Origin of the sequence: Marinitoga sp. 1135 (genome assembly GCF_013363245.1) — a bacterium.
Classification (GTDB): domain Bacteria; phylum Thermotogota; class Thermotogae; order Petrotogales; family Petrotogaceae; genus Marinitoga; species Marinitoga piezophila.
This window is the reverse complement of the sequence record NZ_LBEZ01000008.1, coordinates 62,444-85,487: the sequence shown is the minus strand read 5'-3', so window position 1 is coordinate 85,487 and position 23,044 is coordinate 62,444. Positions and strand designations below refer to the sequence as shown.

Here is a 23,044-nt window from a genome sequence, read left to right as displayed (position 1 = left end):
GAAGGTGAAATTTTGAATAAAATAAAAAAACTTAGGAATTTAATTTATAAATATAAACTAAATGGCTTGTGGCTGAAAAAAAATTCAAATTTTTCATGGTTATTTCATGGAAAAGGGTGGATTTCAATATCACACGAATTATCTTGTGCTTCAATTTTAATAACAAAAGACAACATTTATGTAATCACAAATAATATAGAATCTAAAAGATTAAAAAAAGAAGAAAATGTAAATTTCAAAATTATAGAATACAATTGGTTTGAATCTGAATATAATATCATAAAAAATATTGTAAAAGATATTAATAAAATAGGAACTGATTTTGGTTTTGGTTTTGGAATAAATGTTGAAATTGAAATAAAAAAAATTAGAATGGTACTAGAAGAAGAAGATATAAAATTATATAAAAAATCGGGAAACATTGTTATGAGAATATTTGAAGAAACTATATCACAAATTTCTCCTAAAATGACGGAATTAGAAGTTGCAGGAAATATATATAGAAATTTACAAAAAGAAGGATTTTATTCATACGTGATTTTGGTGTTTTCAGATGATTCTAGAACAAAATATAGGCATAATCTTCCACGAAACGTACAAATAGGAAATAGAGGATTTATATCAATATGTGTAACTAATGGTGGTCCAATAATTTCTATGACAAGATCTTTTCTTTTTATTGAAGATGAAGATTTTATTAATCAACATAGAATTAACGCAGAACTCGAAGCGAAAATTATAAATTTAACAAAAAAAAATATTTACTTAAAAGATATGTTTTATGACATCAAAGAAATTTATAAAAATATCGGATTCGAAAAAGAATTTGATAAACATCATCAAGGCGGAATAATCGGTTATGATACAAGAGAAGAAATAGCTCAACCAAATAGCAAAATAAAAATAGAAAATAATATGGCATTTTGCTGGAATCCAACTATTACAGGAACAAAGTCTGAAGATACTTTTATTTTGAATCAAAATGATATAGATTTTATAACTTGGAATAAAAATAGTATATGGCCAGTTTTGTCATTTGATATAAATGGTGATATAATAACAAGGCCAGGAGTATTGAAAATTAGGTGAGGTGAAGTTATTGAAAAAATATAATTCTTCCGAAATTAAAAAGTTAAATATGAAAAACATCTTAAGAATTCTTCATATAAATAATCCAATATCCAGAAAAGATATTGTAAAATTAACTGATTTAAGACCTAGTAGCGTTACCAGATTAACTAGAGAATTGATAGAAAAAGGTTATATCTATGAAGAAGGGATTTATGAAGATAACGCTCCTGGAAGAAAAAAAATTTTATTAAATATTAATAAAGAAGCTTTTATTTCTTTAATTGTAGATGTTGGAGTAAATGAAACAATAATAGGGTTTGGTTATTTTAATGGTTATGTTGAAATATTAAAAAAAATATTGACCCCAAAGGATCCAGAAGAATTTTTTTATGAAATAAAAAAATTTTATATGAAATATAAAAAGATTAAAAATATTAAAATTTTATCTTTTTCCATTCCAGGACTTGTTGATGTAGAAAAAAATATTATTTTATTAGCTCCTAATTTAGGATGGAAAAATGTGAATATAGAACAATTTTTAAAACTAGATATTCCTATATTAGCCGATAATGAAGCTAATCTTTCGGTTATAGCAGAAAAATATCATGCAAAAGATCTTAAAAATATAAGTAATATAGTTTTTGTAGAAATACGAGAAGGTATAGGAACAGGAATAATAATAAATAATCAATTATATAGAGGTTTTTCTTATAGTGGTGGAGAATTTGGACACACTGTAATAAATATGAATTCAAAGGAACAATGCCATTGTTCAAGGCAAGGTTGTTGGGAACAGTATGGATCTATTTTAAATGTAATAAAAAATTATGAAGGTATTATTGAAGGTAAAGATCCTATTGAAAAATTTGAAAATTTAAAAAGACAACCTAACGCAAAAAAAACTTTATTAAACTGGGCTGAAAATAATGCTATTGGAATGGCAAATATAATAAATGCTTTAAATCCTGAAGCACTTATAATTGGTGGTGAATTAAGTGATATGCCTATATATTTTTATGAATATTTAATAAAAAAAATTCGTGAAAATTCTCTACCTTTTTCATCAAAAAAAACTATTATAAGACCTACTATATTTAAAAAATATAATTCCAATTTAGTAGGGGCGTGTATATTTTCAATAAATAAACATATCGAAGAAATAAAATAATAAAAAAACTATTTCAAACTAAAGGCAGCTCTGATGAGCTGCCTTTTTAATGTTCTTATTAAATTTCTTCTTCTACTTCTTCCAGATCTTTTTTACCTGCACGGGCGATAGCTATAAATCCTTCTACAAAAATCCAGAGAGCTATAATGAGAGTAGCAACTGTAATGAATATTAATAAGCTATTATTACTTGCTATAAATTTCTTTAAGTTTAATACTGTTGCATATAATGTCATAACCATCATAAATAACATTGGTAATCCTGTAATCCATATTGGCTTTTTCTTCTGTGCAAGATATACAGTACCAATAAGCAATGCTAAACTGGCAAGTAACTGATTTAAAGCACCAAATACTGGCCAGAGAATTAAAGCACCTTTACCGTCTCCAGTTGACAATGCTAATCCCATTGCTGCAAGAATTACTATTGCTGTTGCAACATATCTATTTTCAAGAGGTTTAACTATGATTTTTCCTTCTTTATTTGAGAATAATTCCTGCAATGCAAATCTTTGAATTCTTGTTGATGAATCCATTGTTGTACCAGCAAATGAAACAATAAATACAGCCATTATTGTTTTTGCAAGGTCAAGAGGAATACCATAAGAGTTCATAAGATTTGCTGAACCATTGATAACTGCTGATAATTTTGCACCAAGACCACTTGCTGCTGCCCATGATGAATAATGTGATGTAAATGCTTCAACGCCTCCACCATTCATACCAAGACCTGCAGTTACTGCAATAATAACAATTGTTGCAAGAACTCCTTCTAAAATCATTCCGCCGTAACCAATCATCTGAGCATCTGTTTCTTTTTCCAATTGTTTAACTGTAGTTCCTGAAGCAGCTAAACTATGGAACCCTGATATTGCACCACAGGCTATTGTTATGAAAAGAATTGGGAATATAGGTGGTGCATCTGGAACTGTCTGAAATGCAGGAGCAACGATTTTTGGATGTCCAATAATTACTCCAAGAACCAATAATCCCATAGCAATTAATAATTCATGTGAGTTTATATAATCCCTTGGCTGCAATAACTTATGAACAGGCATAGTTGAAGCGATGAAAACATATGCCATCAATATATAAATCCATGTAATTATTGCATTTCCACCAAGTTTTATAGGCATAACAACACCTATGCCAATAGTTACATACATTAAAATAACAGCAATTATTGAATAAAGTGTATCGTTTTTACCTTTGTTATAAATCATATAACTTAACCACATGGCAATAGGTATTTCCATCCATACTGGAAATACTGACTGTGGATACATATTAAACAACAATGCAACAATAAGTCCAAATACTGCCAGAACTATCCATAATAAGAACTGGATTAAAATCAAGAATATCTTTGCTGTTCTTTCGTTAATTAAATTACCTGTTAATTCACCTATAGTTTTACCCTGATTTCTTGCTGAAACTACAAGTGATGTAAAATCATGTACTGCACCCATAAATATAGAACCAAAGAATACCCAGATAAATGCAGGTACCCAACCCCAGATAACACCTATTGCTGGACCAACTATTGGACCTGTTCCTGCAATAGTTGTAAAGTGGTGTCCCAATAAAATATGCTTTTTAGTAGGAACATAGTCAACACCATCTTCAAATTCCTTTGAAGGTACCGGGTTGTTGTCGTTAAGACCGAAAATCTTTTTTGCTATCCATTTGCCATATGTGTTATAGGCCAACCAATAACCTACAAATGCTAAAATAGCCAACAATAACGAATTCACTAAAAATACCCCCTTTCAATTTTTAAACTATACCATTATAAAAATATCATACAATATTCATCTTTTTCGACAAAAGTAAAAAAAAATGCCCCAAACGGGCAAATTTCTAAACTCAAAGATTTAAAATTTTCTTGACATGCCTCAAATATGTTTTACCTATTGGTAATATTTTTTTATTTTTCAATTCCAGAGAAGATAGTTCTTTTATATATTTTTCTATATAATCAAGATTCACAATATACGATTTATGAATCCTTACAAAATTTTTTGGCAAATTTTTTGATAATTCTGAAAATTTTCTAAAATGCTTAAGTATATATTCATTATCAAATGTAAATACATGTATTGTTTTGTCAAAATATTCAAAATAATATATATCCTTAAAATCAAGAAATATTATTTCTTTTTCATCTTCAACAGCCAATTTTGTAGTTTTGTTTTCTGTGTTGGTAAATAATTGTTTTATTCTATTTATTGTCTCAATAAAACGCTCTTCTGAGACAGGTTTTGTTATGTAATCAAGAGCATTAACCTCAAATGCATCTACAGCATATTCGGAATATGCTGTTACAAAAACTATTTTATGCTGATTTAAGTATTTCGCTGCTTTTATTCCATTCATTTTTGGAAGTTCTATGTCTAAAAATATAACGTGAATTTCATTATTCTTTGATTTTTTCATAAACTCTTCAATGCTTTCATAACAACCAACAATATTAAAATCACTCATTTCATGTATTAAGTCCTTTAATGACTCTCTTGCATAATATTCATCATCTATTATAGCCACATTAATCAATTGCCTCACCTGCTTTTTTAGGTATTCTTATTTCAACCGTAGTTCCACCAAACAATCCACTTTTTATTGAGAAACTATAATCATCGTTATAAAGGGATTTTAATCTATTTTCAATTAATGACAACCCCTTACCCTTTTTTCTCGAATTCAACATTCCCTTTCCATCATCCTCAATATAAATATAAAAACTATTTTCTTTTTCTAAAAATCGTATATTTATGTTTAGAATAGTCTCTTTCATTCCATGTTTTATTGAGTTTTCTACAATAGGTTGAAGTATAAAAGGTGGAACAAGTATTTCACTGTATTTTTCATAATCTTCAACATTATAATTTATTTTATCCTTAAATCTTAATTTCATTAATGAAAGATAATTTTTAGTAAATGTCAATTCCTTATTAAGAGTAACATACGTGCTATTTTCATATAAAGTATATCTCAAAAGTTCTGACAAATCGTCTATAAATTTATTTACCTTTTCAGGTTCTTTCTTTGAAATATATTTTATAGCATTTAATGTATTAAATAAGAAATGCGGACTTAAATTCGCCATTAATTCACGCAATTTCTCCTCTGTTGCCATTTTTAATTCTTCATTGATTTTGGCAGTTGATATTATCAATGAAAGTGTCTGTGCCAGTTTTTTACCAAAGACTATATCTGAATTTTTTATTGTATTATTTCTGGAATAATACAGCTTCAATGTCCCTATTAGTTTCCCTTCTACATTTTCAAGAGGAACTATAATCGCCGAATATAACGGACAATTAGGATATGGGCAATTAATTCCCTTTTTCCCAACTATCTTTAATCCCTGACCGCTTTTTATTACTTTTTTTGTAGCCTCTGTCTTTATTGGTATTCCAGAATAATGATGGTCATCACCTATCCCAACATGAGCTAATATTTTCTTTTTATCTGTTAATGCAACAGCTTCAAAAGAAGTATTATCAAGTATTGTCTTTGCAATCTCTCTTGCGCTTCGTTCAGTGAATCCGTCTTTTATTGTATTCAAAGACCTTTCCATTATTACAAAAATTGAGTTTATAGCATTTTCCGTTGTATATTCCAGCTTTTCTTCCATATTAATTATCATGAAATTAAGGAATGAAACACCTAAAGCATTGGTGATAACCATTGGGAATAATATATTAAAGGTTATATTATAAGCTACCTCGAAAGGTTTTACCATTAATAACACATAGGTTAAATGTATAATCTCTATTACCGCTGTATAAAACAAAGTTCTAAAAAAGGTAAAATGTTTTCTTCCATAATATTGAGATATAAAACCACTAATTAAACCTGCTGATATTGTTCCAAAAAAACATGGAACAGCGGTAATTCCGCCTAAAAACAATCTAAACGTCGCTGCAATTATGCCAGCTACCAATCCTCCTGGCATTCCACCAATCATTCCAGAAAGAATAACGCCTATATCTCTATAATTTACAATTGCACCATTATACGGAATTCCAAAAATTGTTCCAAGAATCCCTAAAAATCCTCCAATTATTCCAAGAATAAGCTTATTTTTGACAACAAGAGTATTGCCAAAAATCTTTTTTATAAAATATGTCTGCATTATAATATAGGTAATAACAAGAATAAGTGAAACCCTTTCAAGCAGTAAAAAACTTATGCTATCCTTCAACATGGATCCCTCATCATTGCTCTATCTCCAAAATCTCCAAGATCTTTAATTTCTGAATCAGTAAGTTCTTTGTTCTTTCTTTTAGCTTCTTTATAAAAATTCAATGTTTCAATGATTTCTACAAAATCCATTTCATCAAGCATTTCTTTTGCCTTCCCCTGAGGCGCCTTTGATACAAATACATAAATTTTTTCATACTTATCTTTTATCTTATTTATACTTCTAACGTCTATAACTCCTATACCAAAACCATATAACACTAAGCTCTTCAATGTTATCCCCCCTCAAAATCTTTTTATTAATTTCATCTATATTATTATACCACTTACAAAACTTTTTATGTAATTTTCAATTAACATTAAAAGAGTATAATAATATTGAACAATTTTAAAAATATAATCAATACAAAAATTATCAGAGGTGATTTTTATGAAAAAAGTATTATTATTTATTTTTGCTTTAAGCATTCTGTTTTCAGGATGTATTTTTAATAAAGAAGAAGTTTCACTAAAACCTGTTGCTGAAACACTCGCACCGTTAAGGGAATATATTTCAACTGCTGAAACAATAATTGGTCTTGCTCAGGGGAAAAAAGAGGATGTTATTCCAGAAAAAACAGTAAATATAGAACATATCCCCGATTTAATTGGCAAAACTCCTGAACAGGTTTATATTGAATACGGAGGTACAGGTTCTAACACCGTAAGAGTTCCTAATACAGGGTATTTTGATAACTTTTACGGTAAAGATTCTCATATTAGAGCTGCATTTTATATGACTCCTACAACATTAACAGATGAAAGTACAGGATATATCTTAGAAGTATATATGGATCCTTATCTTGATCTTTCTGTAAAATATGATTATGAAAAATATAAGGTTGCATTTAATTCCTGGGAATTCAAATTGAAAAATCTCTTAGAATATAAAACAGTATTATCAGATGGTAGCGTTGTTAATAGAAATATTATTGAACAAAAAGAAGATTGGGATTCTACTGTAGGATATGCAATGTTTGAAGCACCTGATATTTTGCAAAATCTAAATGAATATCTATATCCGGATAATATCCCACAACCTGCCACAACAACAGGTATAGATTGGTATTCACATACTATTTCTGAAATTGATTCTTTCTGGAATAGAATTACAGCAGAAGAATTTTATACCGAATCTTCAACAGAAATTAATGGAGAAGATATATTTATGAATTCAGGTATCACATATATCAAAACAGAAAAGGATTTTCTCTGGGATACCGACACAAAAACTGTTGTTAGGTTCAAAACGGTTGGAAAGGATCAAACAACAAAATCCTTTACAGCAACTGGAAATATAGGCGTAATCTGGTATTCTGCAAGTGATGATGTAACTATAGATGCCACTGGTTCAGAAAATAATCTTACGCATTATAAGAAAGTATTTATGGAATGGTGGGATTCACCAGAAAATATAAGCGAAAATAATTTCTCATATAAGGAAATTATTGAATTAGAAGAAACAGGAGAAAATACTGCAGAATATGAAGGAACTATTAAAAAGTTCTGGAATGGTAATGATACTGGAAATGGATATTATGTCTCTTTGAAAAAGGATTCAAATGATAATTATGTCTTTAGTATAGGCTGGCAATGGTTTGAAGCTACAGATAAATCAATTACTAAAGGAGATGCTTCAAGCGAAGATTCCAATATAGAAAGTTTCCAGATTGTGGATAATGAACTTGTAATAAAACTTAAAAACGGTGGCACATTTAAAGGTCATTTTGCCAATGGCGCATTTGTTGGAACATATGAATATAATGGAGAAACTTATAATAATGTAATAATAAGTTCTATTGGAATTGCTTTAAATGATCAAAAATTTAAATTTAACAAAGACGGAAATTTAATCGAATAAACATTATATAAAAATCCCCGATTGATATTTATCAATCGGGGATTTTATTAATTTCTGGCAACATAATGAGTATGAAGGAGATGATGGGCTATTTCACTATTTGGTTCACCTAAAAATTCTTTATACAATTCTTTTACCGCAGGATTTTCATGTGATTTTCTTAATTTTGAACCATAATCGATTTCATAAATTGCTTCCATTCTCTTTAATAAAATTTCCTCTGTTGTAGGAATTGGTTGTCCGCCACCACCTATACATCCACCCGGACATGCCATAAATTCTACAAAATGATATTCCACTTCGCCATTTTTCATTCTTTCAAGCAATTTTCTTGCTGCACCCAAGGTATTTACAACAGCTACTTTTATAATCTTTCCATTTATTTCAACCTCGGCTTCTTTTACCATATCCAAACCTCTAACAGCAGTAAAATCAAGCTTTTCAAGCTCTCTTCCTGTTAATATTTCATACGCTGTTCTCAAAGCGGCTTCCATAACACCACCTGATGCGCCGAATATTGCTCCAGCACCTGTTGATATGCCAAATGGATTATCATATTCCTCTTCAGGTAGATTTTTAAAGTCTATTCCTGACTCTTTTATCATCTTGGCTAATTCTCTTGTCGTCAATACAAAATCCACATCTCCAGCATGTTCTGGTCTGTTCATTTCATATTTTTTCGCTGTACATGGCATTATCGATACCACTACTAATTTTTCCTTCGGAATACCCAATTTTTTTGCATAATAATGTTTAGCAACAGCACCAAACATCTGTTGTGGAGATTTTGCTGAAGACAGATGAGGAAGATATTCAGGATAATTGTGTTCTATAAACTTAATCCAGCCAGGACTACATGAAGTAAATAACGGAAGCTTTCCCCCTTCTTTAAATCTATGTATAAATTCAGTTCCTTCCTCAACAATAGTCAAATCTGCAGTAAAATTAGTATCAAATACCTTATCAAATCCCAACAATCTTAAAGCTGCTACGAGTTTACCTGTTGAAATTGTCCCAGGTTCCATACCAAATGGTTCTCCTATAGCTACTCTAACCGCAGGTGCAGTTTGAACTATGGTTACTTTTTCCGGATCATTTAATGCATTCCAAACACCATCTATATGATAAACCTCATGTAATGCACCCGTAGGACAATTCATTACACATTGACCACAATTTGTACAATCTACATTTCCCATACCTTCATCCATAAATGTAGTTACTATTGTATTTGGACCTCTATCAGCGAATGTGAAAATATTAACACTTTGTATATTAGAGCAAGCTCTTATACATCTTCCGCAAACTATACATTTTGTGGGTTCTCTAACAATTGCATAACTGGAATAATCAGAAACAAGGTTTTTCTCAACTGGTGGAATATTAACCTTTGTAACTCCTATTTCTTCAGCAATTTCCTTTAATTCACATGATGTAGCTTTTGAACATGTCAAACAATTCAATTCACAACTAATACCATGAGAAGCTATTATCAACTGCATTATCGTTCTTCTAACTCTTCTTACCTTTTCAGAATGTGTTTTTATCTTCATCCCTTCAGAAATCTTCACGGCACATGATGGAACTAATGTTTTTGAACCCTCAACCTCAACAACGCACAATCTACATCCGCCATATGGCTCCATACCTTCTATATAGCACAATGTTGGTATTTTTATATTTGCTTTTTTTACAGCTTCAAGAATAGTACTTCCTTCTGGCATATCATATTCTCTATTATTTATAGTGATTCTCATTTAAATCACCTCTTCTTTAAAAAATTTATCAAGAACAGAATAGATAAAATTAACTGAGGATTGTCCAAATCCACATCTCGCAGCGAGCATAATAGATTCTTTCAATTCTCCTATTATCTTTTTATATTCATCATTATAGCCATTTCTTTTTAATTTCAATAATATCTCTTTGATATTCCTATTTCCTTCACGGCAAGGGAAACAAGTTCCACATGTCTCTTTTACAAAAAATTCCGATACATTCAGCAATATTTCAATTAAATCATGATTTTTAGATACTACTATCATTCCACCAGAGCCAATAGAACTTCCAGCTGCTTCGAGATCTTCATATGTATATCTAACATTAATCTCATTATCCTTTAATATTGAAGTAGCTATACCTCCTGGAACTACAAAGTTTAATTCTTCAATAGGTCCTCCTGCTAATTCCACTATTTCCCTTATTGTACAACTACCAAATTCAATTTCATACACATCTGGAACTTTAACATCTCCATTTATTGATATAAGCTTTGTTCCTCTACTTTTTTCAGTTCCTAATCTGGCATATACATTATCTTCATATTTCATAATCTCCGCAACTGTTGCTAATGTTTCAACATTATTTACCACAGTTGGTTTTCCAAATAACCCTTCTTGAACTGGATATGGAGGTTTAATTCTTGAAAATCCTCTTTTACCCTCTATTGAATTTATTAATGATGTTTCGTCACCACAAACATATGCACCTGCACCCTTTACCAGTTTCAATTCAAAGTCAAATCCGCTTCCCAAAATATCTTTTCCTAATAACCCACTATGATATGCATCTTTAATAGTTTTTTCAAATATTTCTATAGCCTTTGAATACTCACCTCTAATATAAATATATCCGTAATTTGCTTTTACAGCATAAGCAGCTATAATGATTCCCTCAAGTACCTTAAATGGCATATTTTCCAATAAAAATCTGTCTTTAAATGTACCTGGTTCTCCCTCATCAGCATTACAAATTAAAAATTTCACATCATCTTCCTGAGCAAGGGCGTATTGCCATTTTCTTCCTGTTGGAAATCCTGCTCCACCTCTTCCACGCAACCCAGATTCGGTTATTTTTTTCACAATTTCTTCTGGCATTAATTTCAAAGAGTTTTTCAACCCTAAGTATTCATATTCTTCTGGTGTTTTTTTCAAGTCAGTTTTTAAAAAAATCTTTTCTTCTATCATATATTCTCACCACCTTTATATACAGTCTTTTAATAATGAAACTGCCTGCTGTGGTGTAACTTTGGTATATATTTTGTTGTTTATCATCATTACAGGTCCCTCACCACAATGTCCCAAGCATTCAACAATTTCAAGTGTAAATTTTCTATCTTTTGTTGTTTCTCCCGAGTCAATCCCTAAATATTCTTTAATCATTTCAACTACATTTTTACTGTTATTTAAATGGCAGGATAGACTATTACATACACGAATTATATAACGACCACGTGGTTTAGTGTGAAACATTGAATAAAAAGTTATTACACCATATAATTCAGATTTTGGCATACCTCTTTTTTTTGCAATTCTGATAATCTGTTCTTCTGGAATATACCCATATGTGTTTTGAATTTCATGCAACTCATCAAGAAGCGGTTTTTCATAGAATTTTTCCATGTTTTTTCACCCCCTTAATTCAATATTAGCACTTTATTAAAAAAAATACTATTGTGATTATATTCATTTATTTGCATTGAGAAGTAATAAAAAACAATAAAAGTTTAATATTGTGCATTTTTCCACTTATTCTGATTATATTGATGGCAGAAGTTATATGTTATAATAAAAGTAATTTCATATTATAAAGAAAGAGGTGTATTATGGATAGAAAATTATTGGAAAAATATGCTGAACTTGCTGTGAAGGTTGGCGTAAATATTCAAAAAGGACAGAGATTATTGTTAAGAACCTCTGTAGACGCTGTTGAATTTTCAAGATTAATCGCTGAAAAGGCTTATGAAGCCGGGGCAAAAGAGGTATATGTTAGATATAGTGATGAATATATAACCTTTTTAAAATTAAAAAATGCACCTGAAGAAATTATTGAGGAGGTTCACAGTTGGGAAGTTGAAGCAGCAAAATTTTTCTGTGACGAAAAAGGGGCTTTCCTCAGTGTAATTAGCTCAGATCCAGATCTTTTTAAAGAAATACCTCCAGAAATTATAGGAAAATTCTCCAAAGCAAATCAAATGGCAATGAAAGAGGTATCAAAAGAAATTATGTCAGGAAAGGTAAGTTGGTCTGTTGTGGCAGTTCCTAATGAAAAATGGGCTAAAAAGGTTTTCCCTGAATCCACAAATCCCGTTGAAGATTTATGGGATGCTATATTAAAAACTATAAGGGTTAATGAAAATGATGATCCTGTGGAATTATGGAATAAACACATAGAAAACCTTAATAAAAGAACAGAATTTTTAAATAATAGACAGTATGAATATTTAAGATACAAAGGTCCAGGAACAGATTTAATGGTTGGAATGCCGGAAAATCATATTTGGGTTGCAGGAACACAAAAAAATGTAGATGGAACTGTATTTTTACCAAACATTCCAACGGAAGAGGTTTTTAGTGCTCCACATAAAGATAAGATAAATGGATATGTTAGAAACAGCAAACCTTTAGTTTATGGCGGAAATATTATAGATGGGTTTACAATGGAATTTAAGGACGGAAAAATCGTAAAGGTAACTGCTGAAAAAGGTGAAGACGTATTAAAACAGGCAATTTCACTTGATGAAGGCGCAAGCTACCTTGGCGAAGTGGCTCTTGTCCCTGTAGATTCACCAATTTATCAACTCAATACCATTTTCTATAATACACTTTTTGATGAAAATGCCGCTTCACACTTTGCATTTGGAAAGGCTTATCCAATATGTATTAAAGATGGAACAAAAATGTCTGAGGAAGAATTAAAAGAACATGGTTTAAATACCAGCATTACACATGTTGACTTTATGATTGGAAATGAAGAATTAGATGTTTATGGAATAAAAGACGGAAAAGAAGAATTAATTATGAAAAATGGAAAATGGGCAATATAATAAAAATACCCGGAGGTTTTCTCCGGGCATTTTTATTCTAAAATAACAGATTTGCTGAGATTTCTTGGTTTATCTGGGTTATGACCTTCTGCTAAAGCTTTTTTGTATCCAAGATACTGTGGAAGTATCATTTTGAGGGGACTTTCAAATCCATTCTTATATGGTATCTTTAAATCACCATTTTCTCCTACAAAAATCACTTCGGCTTCCATTACCCTTAATTCTTCTGCAAGTATTCTTTCTTCTTTTGTATCCTTTGAATTTATTATAACAAGCGTTTTATCCGTAACCAATGATTTTGGTCCATGTCTATATTCCAATGGCTCATGAAATTCCACATTTTGTATAGCCATTTCTTGAATCTTTAAAGCGCCTTCTTTAGAAATTCCATATTGTTCTTCAAAACCTAAAAATACAAAATGGCTGAATTTTTTTAAGTCTATTTTGTCTATTATGCTTTCCACATTCTTTACCACTTCAATTGATTCATTTGAAAGCTCATGCTTTTCTATACCATTTAATAAAAAGTTTAATATAAACACAAAAGAACCTGTCATTACCACGCTTTCTTCATTGGCAAAATCAAAAACAAAACTTTCATCACATACCTTTGTAAGTGTTGAATTCTTTTCACATGTAATACCTATGGTCTTTATCTTTCTTTTTTTAAAATGCTCTACAGCCTTCACTGTTTCTGTTGATTCTCCTGTTCTTGATAGGAATATTGCAACATCGCTTTCTGGAACCTTATCAAATACTATTACATTTCCACCTGAAATTATTTCGGCATTATATCCATTTTTTCTTAGCATTTCTGTTGTAATGTATCCAAGATTATATGAAGAACCGCATCCTACAAAGGTATATTTTTTATCTTTTTCAAATGAAAAATCAAATTCCTTTGTATGTTTTAATAATTCCGGTATTCTTTCTATTTCCCTTAAAGTTTTTTCACCTTTCATCCTTTCACCGCCCCTTGTGTTATTCCGGCTATAATGTGTTTCTGGAAAATCAAAAATGCAATTATAACCGGTATTCCTATAATCGATGATGCTGCCATTAATGTTGGCCATTCAACCTGATTGAACTTCTGGAATAATGCAAGACCAACCTGAACAGTTCTCATTTCCTTTGAAGTAGTCATTACCAATGGATAAAACAGCATATTCCATGAACTGATAAAGGTATTTATTCCCATAACCGCAAGCGCTGGTTTTGACAATGGGAATATTACATGGAACAATACCTGAAAGGTATTTGCGCCATCCACATATGCTGCCTGTTCAAGCTCTATAGGCAGTTGTTCTATGTACTGTTTTAATAAGAATATTCCAAATGGGGTTACAAGAAACGGGACGATTAGGGAATAATAGGTATCAATCCATCCAAAGTTTTTCATAAGGATAAATATTGGTATTATGGTAACCTGAGGGGGAATCATCATAGTTGCCAATACTATTAAAAATAACACATTTTTTCCAAAAAATTCTCTTCGAGCAAATGCATATGCCACCATTGTAGAGAATATTATATTTCCAACAACTGCAAAAATAGCTATTATAAAACTATTAAACATATATCGCCCAAACATATTTTCTTTCCAGACGTTTACAAAATTTAGCATCGTTGGGAATTTATATTTTATCTTAAAATCATCAAGATAAACAGTGGCATTTTTAGTGTTAAATAAAAATGCTATTTTGGTTATGTGTTTCAAGTTTACACCATTTTTGCTAATATTTTTTGAACTAATTGAAACTTTCTGCCATTTATTTGAATCATTATTAATTTCAACCTTAATATCAGAATAATTGCCATCAATATCATAAAACTGCATATCAAAAGCTTTTACATTATCTGATTTTATATAAAAATCCAGTGTTTTCATAACTCTTAAATCCATATCATTTGTAAGAAGAGCTATTTTTTGGTTTTCACCTGTGATTAAAACCTTTAAACTCTGTGTGCTTTCTGGAGAATCCTTTACTAATCCTATTTTAGCGCCATTATATGTTTTTACTTTTCTTTTTACATAACGAATATACTTAATCTCAAAATCATTAAGATATTTCTCAGTAATCACATGTGTTAAATTTCCCTGCGGAATTATTGCAGTAAAAAACATTGTTAATAATGGAAATAGGGAGATTCCAAGTAAAACAAACATAATCAAAAGAAATGTAAATCTCTTCATTATATATCACTCCTAAGCAGGCGCTTCTGTATAATGGTGAATATAAGAATTATCGTCATTAAGATATATGCTATTGCAGAAGCATAACCCATATCAAATTGCCTAAACGAAGTTTGATAGAGATAATGTACCACTGTCTGTGTGGCATTTGATGGTCCTCCACCTGTCATGGTGAAGATTTCTGCAAATATCTGAAATGATCTAATTGTATTCAAGGATATAATGAAAAACATAGTTGGTTTTAATAAAGGTAATGTTATAGAAAAAAATGTCTGTATTTTTGAAGCACCGTCTATTGATGCTGCTTCATAAACCTCCCCAGGAATACTTTGCAATCCTGCAAGGAATAATATGGTATAATAACCTATAGCTGCCCATATATCCATAATCATTATTGCGAGCAATGCTGTTTTTGTAGATGCAAGCCAGCTTGTCCCAAGAGGTTTTATTCCTATTAACGGCAACATTTGATTGAAAAATCCATTTGCGCTGTATAGATATATCCATATTGTTGATATAACAACCATGGATATTACTGAAGGCAGAAAAAATCCAGCCTTAAATAAATCTTTTAAAGGCAATGACTTACTGTTGATTAATACAGCAAGTATAAGAGAAAATGTTGTGGTAAATGGAATAGTTCCAATTACAAATATAAACGTGTTTTTTAAAGCCTTTAAAAAGACATCATCGCTAAATGCACGTGTATAATTTGAAAATCCAACAAAATCAAAATGTGGATTTAATCCTGTATAATTGGTAAAACTCATAAAAAAGGAATATCCTATTGGAAATATTCCAAAAACCATAAATATTATTAAAAATGGCGAAAGCAATATAAGAGTTTCTAAATTATATCGTGTTTTCTTTTTCATTTTTTCAACTCCTTAAAAGGCCTGCGTAGGTGGCTCTACGCAGGCAATTTTCTTAATGATTCAATACTTGCTGTATCTTGAGGTTATAATATCTTAATGTGCTTTCTACATCCTGATCTTCTAAAATCATTTTTTCTATAGCTTCTGTTAAATATTGCTGAATCTTGAACCATTGTGGATGTGAAGGTGCTGGTCTTGCATATTTGTTTTGTTCATAGAATACCTGATGCATTGGATGGTCTTCAAACCATGGATCCTTATCTGCTCCAACTACTGAAGGGAATACTGAAGGTACTAATTTTGTAATCTGCATTGCAACGTCTGACTTTAATAAGTATTTTACTAATTTCATAGCTGCTTCTTTATGCTTTGACTGTTCTGTAATTGCCAATACTTCTGCTCCGGCAAATGATGCATGATAACCGCTCCATTTGTTTGGTTTTGGTATTAATGTTACATCAAATAATATATTTGGATAATTGTTTTCAATTCCTGAAATATCCCATGCTCCACTTACATACATACCTAATTTTCCTTCTCCAAATGCTTTTGCTAAATCTGCCTGTTTTGTCTTTAATGAATATTTTGATAATGCTTTATAGAATTTTGCAGTTTCTATAACCTTTGTTGAATATAATAATGATTTTTTCATATCCTTTGAGAGAATTGATGCTTCATTTCCCCATACTGCTGGTAAGAACCATTGCTGCCATGGACTGAAATTTTCACCAGCTGGCATACCAAATCCATAAATATCATCACCTAAAGCATCGATTTTCTGTGCTGCAACATATAATTCTTCCCATGTTTCTGGTGGATTATTTGGATCAAGTCCTGCTCTTTCAAATAAGTCTAAATTAAAGAATAAAGCTCTTGTTCCCAATAACCATGGCATTGCCCAATAATGGCCATCATATTCAACTGAAGTCCAGCCAAAATAATGATCCTTTTCTTTTGCTGCATAATCGTCCATATTCATAATAGTTTTTTGACTTGCAAAGTTTGCAACCCATGTGTTTCCAAGTTCAACAACATCTGGTGCATTATTTGCTGCAATAGCTGTAACAATTTTATCAAAACCGTTTGACCATGATAACTGTACATACTCCACTTCAATATCAGGATTTTCCTTCATAAATTGACCAAGAATCTTTGCTGATGATTCATCATCAAGCATAAACCCCCAGAATGTTATCTTGGTTTTACCAAATGAGAAAACTACCAATAAACTCAATACCAATACCAAAAACAACTTTTTCATACAAATACCTCCCCTTTAAATTTGGTGATTTTATATTTGATGTTCCTTAATTACGCGTATTGCCTGATAAATGGATATTAATTTCGTTGAATAGGTAACTATATGATTATCGCTTTCATATAATTCTTCATCCTGATCATTTCTGATAATTACATAAATAACCTTTTTAAATTGTCTCTTCAATCCTTTTTGCAATCGCAATTGTTCTGAAAATCTAAATGAATCAAGCACAAAAGAAATTGCAATATTACCTTCAAATTTTTCTTCTTCCGTTTCACCTGTAACAGGATCATATGAATATACATTTGCATCTTTAAATTCAAATTTTACCAGTTCTTCAAGAATCTTTAAGTCATTTGCCGTTGTATCTGCCTGACTGAGATTTTTTGGTTTTGGAATAAAAATCGCAGGATTTTTTAACTCAAACTTCTCGTTTAAACTTACCTTTAATGCCTTTCTTGCTATTTTATTCAAAAAACTTCCCTTATACTCCGATGTATAATACTTTTTTTGCAATTTCTCAATCTTTTCTATTTTGTTTTTAAGAAGTTTTTTATCAATTTCTCCATTCTCAACTGCATTTATAAAGGCATTATATATAGGTTTAAAGTTTTCCCTTGCTTCTGCTATTAATAAGATATCTCCGCCATTATTAAAGAACATCTTTACACCTTTTTCAGGAAAATAATTATTATAATACGCTTTCATTTCAATGGCATCGCTAATTACAAGACCATTATATTTAAGCTTTTCACGCAATAAATCCGTTAATATTTTTTTTGAAACTGTAGCCAGCTCTTTGTCCAGGGATTTATAGATAATATGGGCTGTCATAATCATTTCAATTCCAGTATTTATTGCTTCTTCAAATGGAAAAATATCTTCATCTTCAAATGAAAAATCATCGATTACAGGAGTTTCTTCATGTGAATCCTGAATGGCCTTTCCATGACCGGGAAAATGCTTTGCTGTTGGTAAAATACCTGAATCTAACAATCCCCTGATATATTCTTTACCAAATTCTGCAACCTTTCTCGGATCATCGGAAAAAATTCTAAAGCCAGTAACCGCACTTGAATCTCTGTGCAAAACATCTAAAACTGGAGAAAAAACCATATTAAAACCATATTCTTTTAATTTATCCCCGGAATATTTTCCATACTCATATGCATATTCCGGGGCGTTAACCTTTCCAATAGAATAATTTCCAGGGGAAGAAAGTATTCCCGGAACTGTCTCAAGCTGGCCGCCTTCATGGTCGGAGGTAATTAATAACGGAAAATCAAGTGAATATAATTTGTCCATGGAAATCTGCAATTCTTCTATACTTCTCATATTTCCTGGATACAATATTACTCCGGCAGGTTTATATTCTTTTATAATCTCAATTGCTTCGTCATCCAATCCATCTGGAAAACCTAAAAAGAACAATTTCCCATAATTCATTCCTATCGCCTCTTTTTCATGTTATAGTATATTTCAAGGAACTTTTCTGCACCATTTTTAGTGGAAAACATCTTGTGTAATATCAAAGAAGCCGCTCCACGCGAAGTTAAAAAGTCTTTAGAAGATGTATGATTAAGATAAATATTTCTATTTTCAAACATAAATACTTTTTCTTTTATTTGACTTATAAACACATCAAGAAATTCATTATCAAGCAAAACGATATTTCCACCTATTAATACAGTATCTGGATCAAATACACTGATAAAATTGGAAATCTTTTCTGAATAATAATCAAGAAATTCTCTGGAATTATCCAATAATTTTTCAATTGGATAGTTTCTTAACTCTTCAAAAGATATTCTCTTTTCATCATTAATCATGGCCTTTTTTATTTCAACTTCACCGGCATAATTATTACTTCCATGATATAATCTGTTTTTAATGATTATTCCAACACCTATACCGGTTCCGTCGTTAACATAATATGGAATTGAAATATGAAAATATAAAATGTTTTTCGATTTTTCCCTGTTACATAAATTAAAGTATAAGGCCCCACAATTACTGTCATTTTCAATATAAACAGGGATATTATCCTTTCTCTCAATCTTTGAAACAAGATTAAAGTTTCTAATATTCAAAGCCTTGGAATATATAATCTTTCCATTTTTAGAATCAATAATACCCGGAAGAGATATTCCAATGCCATATATATCCAGTTCGCTGTAACTTTCAATAACGTTATTTAATTGAGAAATGATATTTTCTTCATTAATCATTACGCTTATCCTTTTTGAAGAAATAACCTTTCCTGCAAGATCAGTCAAAGCAACTTCAATACCATCCTGTTCAACAGATATTCCAAGGATATGCCCTATTGAATAAGCAAATTGAAATACAGTTGTTTTTCTTCCTCCTTGAGGTGTAGAAGATAATTCATCAACCTTTTTTATTAAATTCAAATCTTTTAATTTATTCAAAGAACGAGAAACTGTGGATTTTTCCAAACCTGTTTCTTTTGAAATTTCCATTAAATATGTCTTTTCCTTTTTCCATATAAAATTCAATGTTTTTATTAATGAATCGGTAATTCTTATCATCTAAATCACTCCATGTATTTTATAATTTTCTAATCGAATTTCAATTCTTTTTTAGTTGTTTTATTTTTAGTTAGTTGCTTGATGCAACCAACCAACTTAAATATAACATAATTATAAAAAAAATTCAAATAACATTAATAATAGCATTTTTCCAATATTTCAAAATAAATGGATTTTTTTAAGAACCATTGACTTTTTTTAATATTTTTTATTATAATAAATATAGTTTCATCTTTAATTTAAATTAATGAAAGGAGTGGAAAAATGAAAAAAACTTTTTTTGTTATTATTTTGATAGTTCTAACTTTTCAGGTATTATTGGCAAAAGGCTACATATATAAATTTGATAAATTTTCTAACTTTCATAATATAATAGTAGATGATTTTAATAATATATATCTTGGAAATCTTCAAAATGAAATTATAAAAATCAACATGAAAAGCGAGATTGAATGGATTTATAATTCCACGAACCAAATTTTACAGATATATCCTGTAAACAACAAAATTGCATTTACAACAATGGATAACAAATTAATATTTCTCAATGCTGATGGAACGCTTTATACTATGAAAAAATTTAACTTAAAAACTCCACCTATTTTGTTTTCAAAATTAAATAATGGCACTCTATTAATGCTTATGAATAATTTAATATATTCTGTAAAATTGGAAAACAAACAAATAATATTAAATATTTTATCTCCTAATTTCTTATCCAAATTGCCGTATAATACTTCCTCTAAAATTATAGATGATAATTTATATTTGGCAATTAAAGATAATTTCGGAATTCATAAAGCTATTTATAAAAATAATGCACTTTCTCATGAATTAATGGAAAGTGCCAGTATAAAAAACGAACATTTAAGTTTCGGATTCCCTGCTTTCTATGAAAATAATGTTATATTTGCTATTGATGAAAAACTGTATTCAAAAAAACTTGGAAACAATCATACCAATTTCATATTCAATATTTTCGATGTTTATAATAACTTTAAAGATTTCAAGCCATATATAAATTCAAATATTATTGTGTATAATAAAGAAATATTTTTCACTACAAGTTATAATGATTTAATTATTCTCAACATAAATGGAAAATTAAAAAAGACAATTAATTTAAATTATTCCGCTTATCAATACAAAATGAAGATAAGAAATGATAAGATTTACATTCTTTCTCAAAATAAATATAATGGAAAACTACTAACTTTTGATATTAATAATAACAAAATAGAGGATCTTCTTGAATTAAATGACGGTGCTCTTGATTTCAATATTATCAATGACAATATCTATATTTTGACTTATTATGGTCTTTATAAAATTGCCAGGTAAAATTATATTTCGAATATCAATTAAAATAACCCTTCCAGAAATTCTGGAAGGGTTATTTTAATTAACTTTCGATGGACTTTCAAAATTCGTTTTTATAAACCATACATTGATTTTTACTCCTTCTATTTCTTCTATTTCATGTTTGAAATCCTCTATTGCTTCTGAATATATCACAAGCCAGCCTTCTTTTAAACCACTTCTTTTTAAATATTCTACTAATTGTTTTTTTGCTATTTCATATTCGTATTTTATTATATTTGCCTTTACTTCTATTAGATATTCTTTTTCTTTATACATTACCATTAAATCTATTCTTCCTCCACCTATTTGTGTTTCTGGATATACTTTCCCATCAAGCAATCCCATGTATGTACTTAAAAATTGATCCAAATTGTATTGATATACTCCTTCATAATAATTTCTGCCTTTGAACATTACAGCTCCTCTACTTTTTATATATTCTATATATCTTTTGAATAACTCATTGAGTTTTAAGTTTCCGTCTTTATCTATATATTTTTTCAGGTTATCTTCATATTCTAATATTTTTTTTCTTTCTCCATTTATTTTTGGTTTGAAATGATTATATAATTTTTTGTAGTATAACGGTACTTTTACACAACATTTTCCTTCACAATCATCTATTACTCCATGTAAATACAGAAATTTTATTCTTTCATCACTTATATCAAATTCAACGCTTTCTGGTTCAAATAGTATCTGCATTACTATTTCTTTTTCTTCGTGTGCTTTTGATATTATATTTTCCATATTTTTGTCTATGTATTTTTTTATATAGTCATATAATGTTTTTTCAAAATGCTTTTCTGTTATTATCTTTTCTCCTTTTGCTTTTTTTACCACTAAATCATATGCAAGACCATTGGTTAGTCCAGGTTGCCCTGCTGCGTTGTGCCATATTAATTCTTTTACTTTTTCATCGAATAATTGTCCTGTTTCCTTTTCATGTTGTGAAAGTAAGTCATATACCTGTTCTTTTGTAAAGTATGGTACTTCCATATGTTCTGCTATATTAAATGGACTGGCGTTGTCTTCTAATACTCCGCTTAAATAGCTTACACTGATTAATATTACACTTCTGAGTTTATATATTTCCTTTTTATGATATACACTTCTTATTACATGTAAAAATTCATTTATTATCTCCTCATTTAATCTTTCAAATTCATCTATCATTAAAATTATCTCTCTTCCAAATTTTTTATATAATTCTTTTAGTAATATTCTTATATTATCTATATTTTTGGGGATTTGTAATTCTATTTTTTCATTATATCTATATTCAATATCATCAATTATATCCATCACTAATGTTTCAAGAAAATCTTCTTTATCTTTTTCTCCATAACTTTCAAATGAAATAAATATTGTTAAATACTCATCTTTTATTTTTTCTACAATATCTCTTAATAATGTGGTTTTCCCGCTCTGTCTCGGTGCAGACACTGTAAAATATCTCCAGTTTTCTATATGATTAAGCGCTTCTTCCATTATATCCGGTCTTTCCACATAATAGCATGTTTTCTTATCAACTGGTCCTGACGTACAAAATGTTCTCATCGTTCCACCTCCTATTCTTCAATTATACCATATCAAAATAAAATGAGGCTTTCGCCTCATTTGATTAATTCCAG

General features: G+C 29.8%; 19 protein-coding genes. 5 read left to right on the top strand and 14 right to left on the bottom strand.

All coding sequences use genetic code 11. The features are described 5' to 3' along the window. Positions 1–12 precede the first annotated feature (12 nt). Both XO10_RS04665 and XO10_RS04660 read left to right on the top strand, forming a co-directional pair. A complete protein-coding gene (locus XO10_RS04665; protein ID WP_175421185.1) occupies positions 13–1,089 on the top strand; it encodes a Xaa-Pro peptidase family protein in 1,077 nt (358 codons plus the stop codon). A gap of 10 nt (positions 1,090–1,099) precedes the next feature. Continuing rightward, positions 1,100–2,239 carry an ROK family transcriptional regulator gene (locus XO10_RS04660; RefSeq protein ID WP_175421184.1) on the top strand — a complete coding sequence of 380 codons (1,140 nt, stop codon included), beginning with the start codon at positions 1,100–1,102 and terminating at the stop codon, positions 2,237–2,239. Positions 2,240–2,297: 58 nt separating this feature from the next. Here XO10_RS04660 and XO10_RS04655 read toward each other — a convergent pair whose 3' ends face one another. The 4 genes from XO10_RS04655 to XO10_RS04640 all read right to left on the bottom strand — a co-directional run bounded on the left by XO10_RS04655 (position 2,298) and on the right by XO10_RS04640 (position 6,717). After that, positions 2,298–3,992: a carbon starvation protein A gene (locus XO10_RS04655; RefSeq protein WP_014296492.1), complete on the bottom strand. Its 1,695-nt coding sequence runs from the start codon at positions 3,990–3,992 to the stop codon at positions 2,298–2,300. 112 nt (positions 3,993–4,104) lie between these two features. Continuing rightward, positions 4,105–4,782: a LytR/AlgR family response regulator transcription factor gene (locus XO10_RS04650; RefSeq protein WP_368494259.1), complete on the bottom strand. Its 678-nt coding sequence runs from the start codon at positions 4,780–4,782 to the stop codon at positions 4,105–4,107. Between the two features lies 1 nt (position 4,783). Further along, the gene (locus tag XO10_RS04645) at positions 4,784–6,448 is read right to left on the bottom strand and encodes a LytS/YhcK type 5TM receptor domain-containing protein (protein ID WP_175421183.1); all 1,665 of its coding nucleotides are present in this window, start codon (positions 6,446–6,448) and stop codon (positions 4,784–4,786) included. After that, positions 6,442–6,717 carry a hypothetical protein gene (locus XO10_RS04640; protein WP_014296495.1) on the bottom strand — a complete coding sequence of 92 codons (276 nt, stop codon included), beginning with the start codon at positions 6,715–6,717 and terminating at the stop codon, positions 6,442–6,444. The genes XO10_RS04645 and XO10_RS04640 overlap by 7 nt, the downstream gene beginning before the upstream one ends. 157 nt (positions 6,718–6,874) lie before the next feature. Here XO10_RS04640 and XO10_RS04635 point away from each other — a divergent pair, with 157 nt between their 5' ends. Next, positions 6,875–8,344, top strand: a complete 1,470-nt coding sequence (locus XO10_RS04635; RefSeq protein ID WP_014296496.1) for a hypothetical protein — start codon at positions 6,875–6,877, stop codon at positions 8,342–8,344. A 47-nt stretch (positions 8,345–8,391) separates the two neighbouring features. Here the strand turns inward: XO10_RS04635 and XO10_RS04630 are convergent, their stop codons facing one another. From XO10_RS04630 to nuoE, 3 genes are read right to left on the bottom strand one after another with little or no spacing between them, the layout of a single operon-like run. Continuing rightward, positions 8,392–10,101 carry an NADH-dependent [FeFe] hydrogenase, group A6 gene (locus XO10_RS04630; RefSeq protein WP_175421182.1) on the bottom strand — a complete coding sequence of 570 codons (1,710 nt, stop codon included), beginning with the start codon at positions 10,099–10,101 and terminating at the stop codon, positions 8,392–8,394. After that, positions 10,102–11,310 (bottom strand): NADH-quinone oxidoreductase subunit F, encoded by a 1,209-nt coding sequence (locus tag XO10_RS04625; protein ID WP_175421181.1) that lies wholly within the window; start codon positions 11,308–11,310, stop codon positions 10,102–10,104. A gap of 15 nt (positions 11,311–11,325) precedes the next feature. Then, a complete protein-coding gene (gene nuoE / locus XO10_RS04620; protein WP_075780458.1) occupies positions 11,326–11,745 on the bottom strand; it encodes an NADH-quinone oxidoreductase subunit NuoE in 420 nt (139 codons plus the stop codon). Between the two features lie 203 nt (positions 11,746–11,948). Between nuoE and XO10_RS04615 the strand changes: the two genes are divergently transcribed. Further along, positions 11,949–13,169 carry an aminopeptidase gene (locus tag XO10_RS04615; RefSeq protein WP_075780459.1) on the top strand — a complete coding sequence of 407 codons (1,221 nt, stop codon included), beginning with the start codon at positions 11,949–11,951 and terminating at the stop codon, positions 13,167–13,169. Between the two features lie 32 nt (positions 13,170–13,201). Here XO10_RS04615 and XO10_RS04610 read toward each other — a convergent pair whose 3' ends face one another. The 6 genes from XO10_RS04610 to XO10_RS04585 are packed head-to-tail and all read right to left on the bottom strand — an operon-like array spanning position 13,202 to position 20,048. Then, on the bottom strand, positions 13,202–14,131 hold the full coding sequence (locus XO10_RS04610) for an SIS domain-containing protein (RefSeq protein ID WP_075780460.1): 930 nt from the start codon (positions 14,129–14,131) through the stop codon (positions 13,202–13,204). Next, positions 14,128–15,363: a carbohydrate ABC transporter permease gene (locus XO10_RS04605; protein ID WP_014296502.1), complete on the bottom strand. Its 1,236-nt coding sequence runs from the start codon at positions 15,361–15,363 to the stop codon at positions 14,128–14,130. Before XO10_RS04605 ends, XO10_RS04610 begins: the two co-directional genes overlap by 4 nt. Next, positions 15,363–16,238, bottom strand: coding sequence for a carbohydrate ABC transporter permease (locus XO10_RS04600; protein ID WP_175421180.1), 876 nt, complete (start codon positions 16,236–16,238; stop codon positions 15,363–15,365). Before XO10_RS04600 ends, XO10_RS04605 begins: the two co-directional genes overlap by 1 nt. A 52-nt stretch (positions 16,239–16,290) precedes the next feature. Continuing rightward, positions 16,291–17,499: an extracellular solute-binding protein gene (locus XO10_RS04595; protein WP_014296504.1), complete on the bottom strand. Its 1,209-nt coding sequence runs from the start codon at positions 17,497–17,499 to the stop codon at positions 16,291–16,293. Positions 17,500–17,529: 30 nt separating this feature from the next. Continuing rightward, positions 17,530–18,945: a glycoside hydrolase family 3 protein gene (locus XO10_RS04590; RefSeq protein ID WP_075780461.1), complete on the bottom strand. Its 1,416-nt coding sequence runs from the start codon at positions 18,943–18,945 to the stop codon at positions 17,530–17,532. A 2-nt stretch (positions 18,946–18,947) separates the two neighbouring features. Beyond that, on the bottom strand, positions 18,948–20,048 hold the full coding sequence (locus tag XO10_RS04585; protein WP_014296506.1) for an ROK family transcriptional regulator: 1,101 nt from the start codon (positions 20,046–20,048) through the stop codon (positions 18,948–18,950). A 264-nt stretch (positions 20,049–20,312) separates the two neighbouring features. Here XO10_RS04585 and XO10_RS04580 point away from each other — a divergent pair, with 264 nt between their 5' ends. Continuing rightward, positions 20,313–21,389, top strand: a complete 1,077-nt coding sequence (locus tag XO10_RS04580; protein ID WP_175421179.1) for a hypothetical protein — start codon at positions 20,313–20,315, stop codon at positions 21,387–21,389. Positions 21,390–21,446: 57 nt separating this feature from the next. Here the strand turns inward: XO10_RS04580 and XO10_RS04575 are convergent, their stop codons facing one another. Beyond that, complete coding sequence (locus tag XO10_RS04575; protein ID WP_175421178.1) at positions 21,447–22,970, bottom strand: AAA-like domain-containing protein; 1,524 nt, start codon at positions 22,968–22,970, stop codon at positions 21,447–21,449. Positions 22,971–23,044: the final 74 nt, after the last annotated feature.

Bases quoted from the DNA above. Each gene is read 5' to 3' on its own strand.
- XO10_RS04605 (WP_014296502.1), bottom strand. From the start codon at position 15,363: ATGAAGAGATTTACATTTCTTTTGATTATGTTTGTTTTACTTGGAATC.
- nuoE (WP_075780458.1), bottom strand. From the start codon at position 11,745: ATGGAAAAATTCTATGAAAAACCGCTTCTTGATGAGTTGCATGAAATT.
- XO10_RS04575 (WP_175421178.1), bottom strand. From the start codon at position 22,970: ATGAGAACATTTTGTACGTCAGGACCAGTTGATAAGAAAACATGCTAT.
- XO10_RS04585 (WP_014296506.1), bottom strand. From the start codon at position 20,048: ATGATAAGAATTACCGATTCATTAATAAAAACATTGAATTTTATATGG.
- XO10_RS04580 (WP_175421179.1), top strand. From the start codon at position 20,313: ATGAAAAAAACTTTTTTTGTTATTATTTTGATAGTTCTAACTTTTCAG.
- XO10_RS04615 (WP_075780459.1), top strand. From the start codon at position 11,949: ATGGATAGAAAATTATTGGAAAAATATGCTGAACTTGCTGTGAAGGTT.
- XO10_RS04590 (WP_075780461.1), bottom strand. From the start codon at position 18,945: ATGAATTATGGGAAATTGTTCTTTTTAGGTTTTCCAGATGGATTGGAT.
- XO10_RS04595 (WP_014296504.1), bottom strand. From the start codon at position 17,499: ATGAAAAAGTTGTTTTTGGTATTGGTATTGAGTTTATTGGTAGTTTTC.
- XO10_RS04630 (WP_175421182.1), bottom strand. From the start codon at position 10,101: ATGAGAATCACTATAAATAATAGAGAATATGATATGCCAGAAGGAAGT.
- XO10_RS04635 (WP_014296496.1), top strand. From the start codon at position 6,875: ATGAAAAAAGTATTATTATTTATTTTTGCTTTAAGCATTCTGTTTTCA.
- XO10_RS04625 (WP_175421181.1), bottom strand. From the start codon at position 11,310: ATGATAGAAGAAAAGATTTTTTTAAAAACTGACTTGAAAAAAACACCA.
- XO10_RS04610 (WP_075780460.1), bottom strand. From the start codon at position 14,131: ATGAAAGGTGAAAAAACTTTAAGGGAAATAGAAAGAATACCGGAATTA.
- XO10_RS04645 (WP_175421183.1), bottom strand. From the start codon at position 6,448: ATGTTGAAGGATAGCATAAGTTTTTTACTGCTTGAAAGGGTTTCACTT.
- XO10_RS04600 (WP_175421180.1), bottom strand. From the start codon at position 16,238: ATGAAAAAGAAAACACGATATAATTTAGAAACTCTTATATTGCTTTCG.